Genomic DNA, 13168 nt, shown 5'->3' with positions numbered 1-13168 from the left:
TCAGGAGGCGATTTTCGTGATCGTTGAGATGCGAAAATGCGGGGACTGTGCAAGCTGGCCATATCGGCCAGCGGCTGTTTCCGGTGGGCTAATAGGGGCCTGAGCGTATAAAGGGCGGCTGATGCCGCCCTTTTCCTTGTCTGTTTTCTTCGAGAGCGGCTGCCGCTTTTGGGCGCAGGCTTAGCGGTCCTCGAAACCGGTCAGCACACCGACAGCGTTGACGCCGATCTCCTCGACGGCATAGCCGCCTTCCATGACGAACAGCGTCGGCAGGCCGAGCTTGGCGATGCGGCGGCCGATCTTGGGATAGTCGGGGCTTTTCAGCTTGAACTGGCTGATCGGGTCCTTCTCGAAAGTGTCGACGCCGAGCGAGACGATGACGATCTCGGGCGCGTAGGCGGCGAGCTTGGCGCAGGCATCTTCGAGCGAGGCGTTCCAGGCGTCCCAGCCGGTGCCGAAGGGCATGGGATAGTTGATGTTGAAACCTTCGCCCGCGCCGGCCCCACGTTCATCGGCATGGCCGAGGAAGAACGGATATTCGACCATCGGGTCGCCATGCAGGTTGAGAACCTGCACGTCGGCGCGGTCATAGAAGATTTCCTGCGTGCCGTTGCCATGATGGTAGTCGACGTCGAGGATGGAGACGCGCTTGGCGCCCTGGTCGCGGAACCACTGCGCGGCGACGGCGGCGTTGTTGATGTAGCAATAGCCGCCCATGAAGCCGGCCCCGGCATGGTGGCCGGGCGGACGGCAAAGCGCGAAGGCCGACCTCTCGCCGCCCTTGACCAGGCCGGCTGCTGTCAACGCCACGTCATACGACGATTTGATCGCGGCCCATGTGCCTTCGACGAAGGTGGCGCCGGCATCGAAGGAATAGTAGCCGAGCAGCGCATCGACACGCTTTGGCGGCACATCGCCGCGCAGGCCACGTGTCGGCCAGGTGAAGGGCATGGCCGTGCCCTCGTGGCCGGAGGCCACCCATTGCGGCCAGACCGTCGGCAGGAAGTCGATGTAGTCTGATTTGTGGATGCGCTTGGCGGCGGTGAGATCGTGCTCGAGCGGCAGGACGATCGGGCCCAGCTTCTCGCTTTCGACCCGCGCCTTGATGAACTCGGCCCGCGAGGGCTTCTCGAAGCCCGGCACGATGGCTGATGTGACCAGTTCCATCTGGCCGGCATGACCGACGTGAAGCGGCGAATAGACAGTCTTCATAAAATTCCTCTCGAAATGCGGAATCAGTCAAGGTTGAGATAAGGGTTCACCAGAGCGAGCCACATGGTTTCCACATCGTCCTCGATGAGGTCGTATGTCCTGCGATCTTTTTTCAGCCCTATAAGCCGGCAGGCGTGCCCGACCTCCATCATCACCACGCCGAGCCGGCTGGCGACTTTGTCTTCAAGAGCCGGGTTCACATGCCGCAGCCATGCCGCGTAGAGGGCGATGATCTGGTCGTCATATTCGTTCTGGATCGGCCGGAGGTCGGCGTTGCCTGAAATGGCCTCGATCACCGGCATCAGGGTGGCGTTGTCGAGATAGAGCCTGGACGTATCGGTGAAGAGCTTGCGCACTTCCCGCCGAAACTCTTCGCGGTTTGTGGGCGGGGCGACCTTGATGCGCCTTTCGATCACCTTCGGGAAGGAGGATAGCCAGCGCCGGGCAAGGTCCAGAAGAATGGCTTCCTTGTTGGGAAAGTACTGGTAGACCGAACCGACCGACAGGCCCGCGCGCTGCGCAATGGCGAGCGTCGTCGGCGTCTTGGTTCCTTGCTCCCGCGTCAAGATCAGCGCCGCGTCGAGTATCCTGTCGACCACCTTGCTCGACCGTTGTTGCCGCGGCTGCTTGCGTGGTTCGAGCGCTATCCTGGTTTTGCGGTCGAGACTGCGCTTCACTGCTTGATGTCCTCGTTCCCCGCCCGGCCCCAACACAGGCGCGGGGTGCTGTCCACAATACATTCTAAATTCCGCATGTTGACAAACGCGAATAATCAGTCGCATTCTTTATCCACGCTGTCCCAGGGATAACAAGGGGAATTTCGAAGACAGCGCACTGGCATCGATTTTTGTTCCATGGCGCCGCTCCGGTGGAGCGGCAGGTCGTTGGGCAGGGTTGTCGGTCACGGTCGGTCATCAAAAGCGCGGAGTTGCGATGTCAGTCACGGGTGCGGGTCACAATGCGGATCTGATCGTCATCAACGGTCTTGTGCTGACCATGGACGATGACAATCCCGCCGCCGAGGCCGTTGCCGTCAAGGACGGCGCCATCATCGCCATCGGCAGCCGCGCCTCCATCGAAGAGCTCAAGGGACCGGCCACCAAGGTCGTCGACGCCAAGGGCGGTTCGGTGATCCCGGGTTTCATCGAAGCCCATATGCATCTGTTTTCAGGCGCGGCCGAGCTCGACCATCTGCAGCTGTCGGGTGTCCACGGGTTCGAGGCGCTGCAAAAGGCGATCCGCGACTATGCATCGACACGGCCCAATGTCACGATGCTGGTCGGGCAGGGCGTCGACTACACAGTACTTGGCGACGAGCGGGTGACTCGCCACCATCTCGACGCGATCCTGCCGGATCGGCCTTTCGTCATGGCCGCTCCCGATCACCACACGATGTGGGCCAACACCAAGGCGCTGGACATGGCCGGCATCCTGCAAGGCCAGACGCTCGGTCCGGGCAATGAGATCGTCATGGGTGACGATGGCTTGGCCAATGGCGAATTGCGCGAGGGCGAAGCCTTTGGTCCGGTGCTCGATCTCGCCGGCGAGGGCCGGGTGCGGCTGGGGCTGGCGACCGGCGGCGAGCCCGACCCGATGCCGTCCGCGGCCGAACGGGCCGCCGACCGCGACATCATGCGGCGCGGGCTCGCCTGGTGCGCGCGCCACGGCATCACCTCGATCCAGAACATGGACGGCAATCTCTACCAGCTGGAACTGCTGGCCGAGATCGAGGCCGAGGAAGGCTTGCCCTGCCGCGTGCAGATACCCTTCCACTACAAGAACTTCATGACGCTCGACATGCTCGACAAGGCATCCGTGATGGCCGAACGCTACGACAGCGAGTGGCTGTCGTCGGGCATGGTCAAGGTGTTCTATGACGGCGTGCTCGATTCCTGGACGGCGGTGATGGTCGAGCCCTATGCCGATCGTCCGGACTGGGTCGGCGAGCCGCTGTTCACGCCGCAGCAGTTCATCGATCTGGCGGTTGCCGTCGACAGGCGCGGGCTGCAGATCGCGGTCCACTCGATCGGTGACGGCGCGGTGCGTGCCGTGCTCGACGGCTACGAAGCGGCGCAAAAGGCCAATGGCAAGCGCGACAGCCGCCATCGCGTCGAACATATCGAGGTCATCACCCCGTCAGACGTGCCGCGTTTCGCCGAGCTCAATGTGATTGCCTCGATGCAGCCGCCACATCCACCCGGCGCCATGGATTTCCCGCTGGAGCCGACGGTGTCGCGCATAGGGCAGGCCCGCTGGCCGCTGAGCTATGCCTGGCGCACCCTGAAGAACGCCGGCGCCCATGTCGTCTTCGCCTCGGATTGGCCGGTGTCGCCCATCGATCCGATCCTGGGCATTCAGGCGGCAGTGATGCGCAAACCATGGGCAGAAAGCGACCCGGACCAGAGCTTCTCGCTGCATGAATCGATTGCCGGATACACGGTCGAGGGCGCCTATGCCGAATTCGCCGAGTATCGCAAAGGCACGCTGAAACCGGGCTATATGGCGGATCTGGTCGTCTTGTCGGCCGATATCGAGAAAACGGCCCCGGCCGATCTGCACAAGCTGCGCCCGGTGACGACGATCTGCGGAGGCAAGATCACCTACCAAGCCTGACAATGGCATGCCGCTTGCTAGAGCAATTCCAGGAAAGTGTGAAACGGTTTTCCCACAGGAATTGCGTGAAAACAAAGAGATGGAGCGGTTCGGCGTTTCCGTGAAACGATGAACCGCTCCAGCCAAATGACTGACTGAACTGTGATTCAATGCCGGGCTTGCCAACCCACCGGGCGTGTGGTCACATCCAACAGGGGAACAGCTCCGCCAGCAAGAGCGGGGTCAACAGTGAGGCGTAATCGTGCCGGACAAACCGGATCGGAATGCGATTGAAGTAGTAAACGTCAGCAAAATTTTCGGATCGGGTGAGGGGCAGGTCGCTGCCCTCGACAACGTCTCGGTATCGATCCGTGAGAACGAGTTCTTCACGCTGTTGGGACCATCCGGCTGCGGCAAGACCACCCTGCTGCGGCTGATCGCCGGCTTCGACTTTCCCACCGCCGGCGAAATCCTGCTCTACGGCCAGGACATCGCGCCGTTGCCGCCCTTCAAGCGGCCGGTCAACACCGTCTTCCAATCCTATGCGCTGTTCCCGCACATGACGGTGGCCGACAATATCGGCTTCGGCCTGGAGATGCTGGGCAAGCCCAAGGCCGAGATCAAGGCGCGCGTCGCCGAGATGCTGAAGCTGGTCAAGATGGAGGCCCTGGCTGGCCGCCGCACCGGCCAGATTTCCGGCGGCCAGCAGCAGCGTGTGGCGCTCGCCCGGGCGCTCGCGCCGCAGCCGAAAGTGCTGTTGCTCGACGAGCCGCTCTCGGCACTCGACTACAAGCTGCGCAAGGAGATGCAGATCGAGTTGAAGCGGCTGCAGCATGAGACCGGCATCACCTTCATCTTCGTTACCCATGACCAGGAAGAAGCGCTGACCATGTCGGACCGCATCGCGGTGATGTCGTCGGGCAAGATCCTGCAGGTCGGGTCGCCCTGGGACATTTACGACAAGCCGGCGGAACGCTTCGTCGCCGACTTCATCGGCGAAACCAACTTCCTCATCGCCGCCATATCGGGCTCCGGCAACGGCAAGGCGCGCGCGACGCTCAAATCCGGCACGACCATCGAGGCGACGGTTGCCGAAGGCTTCCAGCCGAAGGACAACGCCACCGTGGTGGTGAGGCCCGAGCATGCCAAGCTGACAAAGGACAAGGGCGACCTGTCGGGCAAGGTCGAAAACATCGTCTATTTCGGCACCGACACCCACATCCATGTCCAGCTTGATAGCGGCGAGGCCTTCACCGTGCGCCAGCAGAACACGCGCAGCGCAGGCTGCGGTTTCGAGCGCGGCGACAAGGTCGGCATCCTGATCGGCAACGACGCCGCGCAAGTGCTGAGGGACTGATGGCGACCGCGGAGGAAGTCGCCAAGGCAGCGGAGCGGCGTGATGTCCGTGACCGCTGGCTTTTGTCAGCGCCGGCGCTGCTGGTCATTCTGTTCGCCGCGACCGGCCCGTTGCTGATCGTGCTCGTCTATTCGTTCCTGACGCCCGGCGCTTACGGCGATGTGAAATGGCTATTCTCGCCCGACGCCTGGACGTCGGTGTTCCTGGAACGCGACATTTTCGACGACACGCTTTCGCTCGCGGCCGCGCATGTCACCATCTTCTGGCGCTCGATCAAGCTTGCGGTGGTGACGACGCTGGCGACCTTGGCGCTCGGTTTCCCGACCGCCTATTTCATGGCGACGCGCAGCGAAAAGACCAGGGATCTCTGGCTGTTCCTGATCACCATTCCGTTCTGGACCAACCTCCTGATCCGCACTTTCGCCGTGCTGCAGATCATCCGCAACGAAGGCATCATCAACACCATCCTGCTCAAGCTCGGCATCATCTCGGCGCCGATCCAGATCCTCTACACCGACACGGCGATCCTGATCGGCATGGCCTATGTCTATCTGCCGCTGATGGTGCTGCCGATCTACGCCAGCATGGAGAAGCTCGATTTCCGCCTCGTCGAGGCGGGCTATGATCTCTACGCGACACGCTTCAAGGTGCTGCGGAAGATCATTTTCCCGCTGGTCAAACCGGGCGTCATCGCCGGTTCCATCCTGGTCTTCATTCCCGCCCTCGGCGCCTATGTGACGCCGAGCGTGCTTGGCGGTGGCAAGAACATGATGCTGTCCAACCTGATCGAATTGCAGTTCGGGCAGGGCCGCAATTGGCCGCTTGGCTCGGCGCTGTCGATCACGGTGATGATCATCGTCATGGTGGCGCTGCTTGCCTATGTGCGCAATGCCGGCAAGTCGGGGGTGCGTCATGGCTAGCAACTTTTCCATCAAGCACCAGCCGGGCTTCACGGCGATCGCGGCGACCTGTTTCGTCGTGCTTTACCTGCCGATCGTGGTGCTGGTGCTCTATGCCTTCAACGCGGCAACCTCGACCTCCGAATGGGGCGGCTTTTCGCTGAAGTGGTTCCAGTCGGCATACCAGAACACGCAGGTCATCGACGCAACACTGCGCTCGTTCCAGATCGGCTCCATCGCGGCGATCCTGTCGACCACCTTTGCCACCATGGCGGCACTCGCCACGACGCGCACCGCCTCCTATCCCGGCCTTACCTTCAAATACGCGGCGATCAACCAGCCGCTGATGGTGCCCGAGATCGTCACCGGCGTGGCACTGCTGATCTTCTTCTCGCGCATCAAGATCTTCACCGGCTATTCCGGCATCGGCTATCTGGTCGCCGCGCATACGGCGTTCTGCATTCCTTTTGCCTACCTGCCGATCCGGGCGCGGCTGGAGAATATGGATTTGACGCTGGAGCGCGCCGCGGCCGATCTCTACGCGACGCCGTGGAAGACCTTCCGCCGCATCACGCTGCCGCTTTTGTGGCCCGGCATTCTGGCAGGACTGATGCTGGCCTTCGTCATCTCGCTCGATGACGTCGTCATCACCGAGTTCGTCAAGTCGGGCGGCCAGGACACGCTGCCCACCTACATGCTCGGCCAGATCCGCCGCGGCATCACCCCCGAGATCAACGCGATATCGACCGCTTTCCTGCTGCTTTCGGTCGCGATCGTCACGTTGTTTTTCTTCGTCAGCAGGAAACGAGACTGAACCTGAAAATGGGAGCTAGAACGATGAACTGGAAGACAACCGCGACCGCCATGGGGTTGGCGCTGCTCGCTTCGACGGGCCTTGCCCGCGCCGATGGCGTGCTCAACATCTACAATTGGGGCAATTACACCAGCCCCGATGTGATCAAGAAGTTCGAGGCGAAGTACAACGTCAAGGTGACCATCACCGACTACGATTCCAACGACACCGCGCTTGCCAAGATTCGCCAGGGCGGCACCGGTTTCGACATCGCCGTGCCCTCGCAGACCTACGTGCCGATCTGGATCAAGGAAGGTCTCGTCCAGGAGACCGATCCGGGCAAGATGGAAAACTTCAAGAACGTTGCGCCGGAATGGGCCAATCCTGAATTCGACCCGGGCCGCAAATATTCGGTGCCGTGGGCGTGGGGCACGATCGGCGTCGTCGTCAACACCAACGCCTATAAGGGCCCGGCAGATACGTGGGGTATCGTCTTCAACACGCCCGACGAGTTGAAGGGCAAGGTCAACGTCGTTCCGGAAATGAACGACGTGATCTTTGCGGCCATCAAATATGCCGGCGGCCAGCAGTGCACCGACGACAAGGCGGTGCTGAAGAAGGTGCGCGACCTGCTGGTGGCGGCCAAGCCGAACTGGATCGCCATGGAATACGACACCATCGAGAAGATGGACGCCGGCGACTTCAAGGCCACCAGCGACTGGAACGGCTCGGCGCTGCGGCAGCGGCTAGCCAACCCGGCCATCCACTACAATTACCCGAAAGAAGGCTTCGGCCTGTGGAGCGACAATGTCGTCGTTCTCAAGGAAGCCAAGAACGTCGAGAATGCCAAGTTGTTCCAGAACTTCATCATGGATCCGGAAAACGCGGCCGGCCTCTCGGCCTTCCACCGCTATGCCAACGCCATCACCGGGTCGGACAAATACATGCCTGCCGACATGAAAGACGCACCAGAAGTCGTCATTCCGGCCGACGCGAAGCCGAGAGGCGAGTTCCAGAAGATGTGCCCGCCGGAAACGCAGGAACTCTACACCAAGATCTGGACCGAACTGCAGAAGTAATCGCTGCATAACGGACCCGGCGGCTAGAGCATGATGCCGAAAAGTGTGAAGCGGTTTTCACGGACAAACGGGCACCGTTTGTCCAGACATCATGCCCTATCTCTCTGACTTAGAGACGGATTCAGATTTCAGGTCGAACGGACCTGAAATCACCCGTCTCTAGGCCGCCGGGTCTTTTCCGTTTCCCGGGAATGGCCTTTCATGGACTCCTATCGCAACAGCGATCCGCGGCCGCTGATCATGCAGGGCTCGCCGCCCGCCATGGTGCCGCCGAGGCTCGACTGGGACCGGCCGCCCTGGAACCGCTGGGCGTTCCAGCACATCAGGGAAATTCTGCCGACCGCCGAAGTCTGGCGCGGCAATGGCCACCGTCACCGTCTCGAACGCGCCGAGGCCGATCTCGACGGGTTGGCGGTCGAGGATAGCGAAGCTAGGCCGACAACGCTCGCAGGGTTGCTCGACGAGACCTATACGGACGGCTTCCTGGTGCTCAAGGACGGCAGGATCGCCTATGAGCGCTATTTCAACGGCATGGATGAGCGCACGCTGCATCTGTCGCAGTCGATGGCCAAGTCCGTCACCGGATCGGTGTTCGGTATATTGGCCGGACGCGGCCTGATCGACCCGGTCAGGCCGGTGACCGACTATTTGCCGGAACTCGGCGCCACCGGCTGGGTCGGCGCCAGCGTCCAGCACGTGCTCGACATGACGACGGGCGTGCGTTTCTCCGAGGAGTATACTGACCGATATTCCGACATCGGCCAGGTCGATGTCGCCACCGGCTGGAAGCCGGTGCCGCCGGGCAGCGATCCGGATTTTCGCTGGCCCTCGCACATGTTCGAGCTGATCCTCGGCCTCAAGGATACGGTCCGCCCGCACGGGGCGAAATTCGAATACCGCTCGATCGAGACGGATGTGCTTGCCTTCATCATGGAGCGGGTGACCGGCAAGCGGCTGGCGCAACTGGTTTCCGAGGAACTCTGGCAAAAGCTCGGCGCCGACGAGAGCGCCTGCTTCACCGTCGACAGCGCCGGCTATGCGCTCGCCGATGGCGGCTTCAACGCGACGCTGCGCGACTACGGCCGCTTCGGCCAAATGATCCTCGACAATGGCGGCGGCATCGTGCCGGCCGACTGGATCGAGGCGACACGCAACGGCAGGCATGGGCCTGACTTCAACCCCAGCCTGCCCGAGGGCAGCTACCGCAACCAGTTCTGGATCGAGGATCCGCGTTCGCGCGCGCTGATGTGCCGGGGCGTGTTCGGGCAGATGATCCACATCGACTGGAACACGGGAATGGTCGTGGTGAAGCTGTCGACCTATCCGGATTTCAGCAATGTCGCCTATTCCACGGCGACGCTGAAGGCCGTGCATGCCATCGCCGCCGCGCTGGCCTGAATCTCAACCTGAATCTCAAGAAGAAAAGACCGGAAGGAAACGCCATGACCGGCAAGACCGCGTTCGAGACCCGCTACGGCTTCCGCCGCAACGAGGTGTTGCTCGCCAACTGGCGCGAAAATCCGTTCAATCGCTGGTCGTTCCAGAATCTCGGCGAATTGGTGCCGACGGCGCGTGTTGCGGCGGCGCCGGGCGGCAGCGAAGCGGCGGTGCAAGACATGGGCAGTTTGCTCGGCGAAAAGGTTTCGGTCGCCGGCGCACCGGAGACGGCAGCCGAATTCCTCGTACGCTCCAGCACCGACGCGCTGGCCGTCATGAAAGGCGGCAAGATCATTGGCGACTGGTTCGCGCCGCATATGGATTTCGGCGCCCGCCACATCATCTTCTCGATCAGCAAGTCGTTGACCGCAGTCGTTGCCGGCATACTGGAAGGCGAGGGCGTGTTCGATCCGGAAGCGCCGGTGACGGCCTACATTCCGGAAGCCGCCGGCTCGGCCTATGGCGATGCCAGTGCGCGGCATGTGCTCGACATGAGCGTCAGCCTCGATTTCGAGGAGGCCTATCTCGATCCGGAAAGCGCCTTCGCCCGCTATCGCCGCGCCACGCTGTGGAATCCGGGCGGGGGCACGGAAAGCCTGCGCGAATTCATCCTGACCCTGCAGCGGCTTGCCGAACCGCACGGCCAGACCTTTCGCTACCGTTCGCCCAATTCCGACCTGCTCGGCCTGCTGCTGGAGCGGGCGTCGGGCCAGCGCTTCAACGAGCTGATGCGCGAGAAGCTCTGGCTGCCGCTCGGTGCCGTCAGCGAGGCCTCGATCGGTGTCGACATGGAAGGCACGGCACGCACGGCCGGCGGCATTTCGGTGACGCCGCGCGACCTGGCGCGCGTCGGCGAAATGATGCGGCAAGGCGGCACCGCCAATGGCCGGCGCATCGTGCCCGAGGCCTGGGTGCGCGACACGACCAGCACCGGCGGCAATGCGGACGCCTGGCAGCGCGGCACGATGCTGCCGCTGTTTCCCAAGGGCCGTTACCGCAACAAATGGTACCAGACAGGACATGAGAACGGCGCCTATTGCGGCATCGGCATCCATGGCCAGTGGCTTTACGTCGATCCCAGGACCGAAGTGGTGATCGCCAAGATGTCGTCGCAACCGGAGCCGGTGGATGATCCGCTCGATGTCGAGATCGTCGCGTTCTTCGAGGCGCTGAGCCGACTGGTCTGAATCGTCCGGCGCGGTTCCGTTGCCGCATGGTTTCCTGTGGACCGCCTGCGACGGTTGAAAACGTCGCGGTTGGCGGGGCAGGCATCTACGCCTATGGTCGCCGCTCTTTCGATGAGAGCAGGAACGACATGGCATCCGACATCAAGCGCATTGCAGCCATCATCGCGGCCGAGATCAGCGCGCGTCCGGAACAGGCGGCCGCGGCGATCGCACTTCTCGATGAAGGCGCGACGGTGCCGTTCGTGGCGCGCTATCGAAAGGAAGTGACCGGCGGGCTCGACGACACGCAGCTGCGTGACCTCGCGGAGCGCCTCGGCTATCTGCGCGAGCTCGACGCGCGACGCGACACCATCCTGGGTTCGATCCGGGAACAGGGCAAGCTGACGCAGGAGCTCGAGGGCAAGATCATCGCCGCCACCACCAAGGCGGAGCTGGAAGACATCTATCTGCCCTACAAGCCCAAGCGCCGCACCAAGGCCGAGATCGCCCGCGAGCGCGGGCTGGGGCCGCTGGCGGAGGCCATTCTCGGCGATCGCTCGCTCGTGCCTGCGGAACTGGCGCTTGCCTATGTCACCGAAGAGGTGGCCGACGCCAAGGCGGCTCTGGAAGGGGCACGCGACATCCTGTCGGAACAGTTCGCCGAAAATGCCGATCTGGTCGGCAAGCTGCGAACCTACATGAAAGACCGCGCCTTCATGCGCGCCAGGGTGGTCGACGGCAAGCAGGAGGCCGGCGCGAAATTCTCCGACTATTTCGACCATGTCGAGCGCTGGGCGACGGTGCCGAGCCACCGCGCGCTCGCCATGCTGCGCGGCCGCAACGAGGAGGTGCTGTCGCTCGATATCGAGGTCGATGCGGATGACACCTCGCCGGTGAAACCGGTCGAGCGGATGATCGCCAACGCCTATGCCATCGGCGCCAGCTTGCCGGGTGACCGCTGGCTGATGGAGGTGGCCGGCTGGACTTGGCGCATCAAGTTGTCGCTGCACCTGACGCTCGATCTGATGCGCGACCTGCGTGAGCGGGCCGAGGAAGAGGCGATCCACGTCTTTGCCCGCAATTTGAAGGATTTGCTGCTCGCAGCCCCGGCTGGCTCACGCTCGACGATGGGGCTCGACCCCGGCATCCGCACCGGCGTCAAGGTGGCCGTGGTCGACGGCACCGGCAAGGTGCTGACAACGACGACGGTCTATCCTTTCCCGCCGAGGAACGATGTTCGCGGCACGCAAGCGGAGCTTGCCAGGCTCATCCGCCTGCACAAGGTCGAACTGATCTCGATCGGCAACGGCACAGGCAGCCGCGAGACGGAGAAGCTGGTCGCGGACATGCTGTCCGACATGCCTTCCGATGGCGGCCCAAAGCCGCTCAAGGTGATCGTCAGCGAGGCCGGCGCCTCGGTCTATTCGGCATCGGCGACGGCGGCGGCGGAATTCCCTGGCCTCGATGTGTCGTTGCGCGGTGCGGTGTCGATCGCGCGGCGGCTGCAGGATCCGCTGGCCGAACTGGTCAAGATCGAGCCCAAGTCGATCGGCGTCGGCCAATACCAGCATGATGTCGACCAGTACCGGCTCGGCCGCTCGCTGGAAGCGGTGGTCGAGGACGCGGTCAATGCGGTCGGCGTCGATCTCAACACTGCCTCGGCGCCGCTGCTGGCCCGCGTTTCGGGCCTCGGTGCGTCGCTCGCCGACGCCATCGTCGCGCATCGCGATGCGGCCGGGCCGTTCGCCAGCCGCAAGGACCTGCTCAAAGTGCCACGGCTGGGGCCTCGCGCCTTCGAGCAATCCGCCGGGTTCCTGCGCATTGCCAATGGCAGCGAACCGCTCGATGCCTCGTCAGTGCATCCCGAAGCCTATGGCGTGGCGAAAAAAATCGTCGCTGCCTGCGGCCGTGATGTGCGCTCGCTGATGGGCGACAGTGCGGCGCTCAAGGCGCTCGACCCGCGCGTCTTCGTCGACGAGCGCTTCGGCCTGCCGACTGTGCGTGACATCCTGGCCGAGCTGGAAAAGCCCGGCCGCGATCCGCGCCCCGGTTTCAAGACCGCGACCTTCGCCGACGGCGTCGACGACATCAAGGATCTGAACCCCGGAATGCTGCTGGAAGGCACCGTCACCAATGTCGCGGCCTTCGGCGCTTTCGTCGACATCGGCGTCCACCAGGACGGGCTGGTGCATGTCTCGCAGCTGGCCGACCGTTTCATCAAGGACGCGCATGAGGTGGTCAAGGCCGGCGATGTGGTGAAGGTGCGCGTCGTCGACGTCGACATCAAACGCAAGCGCATCGCGCTCTCCATGCGCAGGGATGGCGGCGAGGGCGGTGCACCGAAAGGCGGGCCGCGCGACAATGGCGGCGGCAGGCCGGTGCCGCGTTCGCCGGCGCCGCAGCGCCAGCCGGAGCGGCCGGCGCAGCAAGGCGCGTTCGCGCCGGCGCTGGCCGATGCGCTGAAGCGGAAGTGGCTCTTTCTAGTCTAAAATACCGGACCTCCCTCCAATGCCCTGGGACCAGATGTTGCCATTTGCCCCCAACGCGCTTGCCTCCCCGGACACCCTGCATTTTACGTCCGGTTTTGCTATAACTTTTTACCCCCCCCCTCTTTTGTGGTGTTCACTTGGTGG

10 protein-coding genes are annotated in these 13168 nt (G+C 63.1%); 8 read left to right on the top strand and 2 right to left on the bottom strand.

From position 1 onward, the window contains the following. Positions 1-180: 180 nt before the first annotated feature. Together JT360_RS12505 and JT360_RS12500 are read right to left on the bottom strand one after the other, a co-directional pair. Entirely contained in the window at positions 181-1212 is a 1032-nt protein-coding gene (locus JT360_RS12505) for a histone deacetylase family protein (RefSeq protein ID WP_214471925.1), read from the bottom strand. Positions 1213-1235: 23 nt separating this feature from the next. Then, complete coding sequence (locus JT360_RS12500) at positions 1236-1994, bottom strand: TetR/AcrR family transcriptional regulator (protein WP_250888770.1); 759 nt, start codon at positions 1992-1994, stop codon at positions 1236-1238. A 151-nt stretch (positions 1995-2145) separates the two neighbouring features. On the opposite strand from JT360_RS12500, the gene JT360_RS12495 reads away from it, so the two are divergent. The 8 genes from JT360_RS12495 to JT360_RS12460 all read left to right on the top strand — a co-directional run bounded on the left by JT360_RS12495 (position 2146) and on the right by JT360_RS12460 (position 13024). Further along, positions 2146-3825 carry an amidohydrolase gene (locus tag JT360_RS12495; RefSeq protein WP_214471924.1) on the top strand — a complete coding sequence of 560 codons (1680 nt, stop codon included), beginning with the start codon at positions 2146-2148 and terminating at the stop codon, positions 3823-3825. A gap of 241 nt (positions 3826-4066) precedes the next feature. Then, positions 4067-5161: an ABC transporter ATP-binding protein gene (locus JT360_RS12490; RefSeq protein WP_214471923.1), complete on the top strand. Its 1095-nt coding sequence runs from the start codon at positions 4067-4069 to the stop codon at positions 5159-5161. Beyond that, positions 5161-6081: an ABC transporter permease gene (locus tag JT360_RS12485; protein ID WP_214471922.1), complete on the top strand. Its 921-nt coding sequence runs from the start codon at positions 5161-5163 to the stop codon at positions 6079-6081. Before JT360_RS12490 ends, JT360_RS12485 begins: the two co-directional genes overlap by 1 nt. Then, positions 6074-6874 carry an ABC transporter permease gene (locus JT360_RS12480; RefSeq protein ID WP_214471921.1) on the top strand — a complete coding sequence of 267 codons (801 nt, stop codon included), beginning with the start codon at positions 6074-6076 and terminating at the stop codon, positions 6872-6874. Before JT360_RS12485 ends, JT360_RS12480 begins: the two co-directional genes overlap by 8 nt. Positions 6875-6897: 23 nt before the next feature. Continuing rightward, positions 6898-7932 carry an ABC transporter substrate-binding protein gene (locus JT360_RS12475; RefSeq protein WP_214471920.1) on the top strand — a complete coding sequence of 345 codons (1035 nt, stop codon included), beginning with the start codon at positions 6898-6900 and terminating at the stop codon, positions 7930-7932. 201 nt (positions 7933-8133) lie between these two features. After that, the gene (locus JT360_RS12470) at positions 8134-9330 is read left to right on the top strand and encodes a serine hydrolase domain-containing protein (protein ID WP_214471919.1); all 1197 of its coding nucleotides are present in this window, start codon (positions 8134-8136) and stop codon (positions 9328-9330) included. 44 nt (positions 9331-9374) lie between these two features. Further along, positions 9375-10556 carry a serine hydrolase domain-containing protein gene (locus JT360_RS12465; RefSeq protein WP_214471918.1) on the top strand — a complete coding sequence of 394 codons (1182 nt, stop codon included), beginning with the start codon at positions 9375-9377 and terminating at the stop codon, positions 10554-10556. 128 nt (positions 10557-10684) lie between these two features. Continuing rightward, on the top strand, positions 10685-13024 hold the full coding sequence (locus JT360_RS12460; RefSeq protein WP_214471917.1) for a Tex family protein: 2340 nt from the start codon (positions 10685-10687) through the stop codon (positions 13022-13024). The last annotated feature ends 144 nt before the right edge of the window (positions 13025-13168 follow it).

Source organism: Mesorhizobium sp. dw_380 (assembly GCF_018588885.1).
GTDB lineage: Bacteria > Pseudomonadota > Alphaproteobacteria > Rhizobiales > Rhizobiaceae > Mesorhizobium.
The sequence above is the reverse complement of the archived record's forward strand: the minus strand, read 5'-3'. Positions and strand labels throughout refer to the sequence as shown.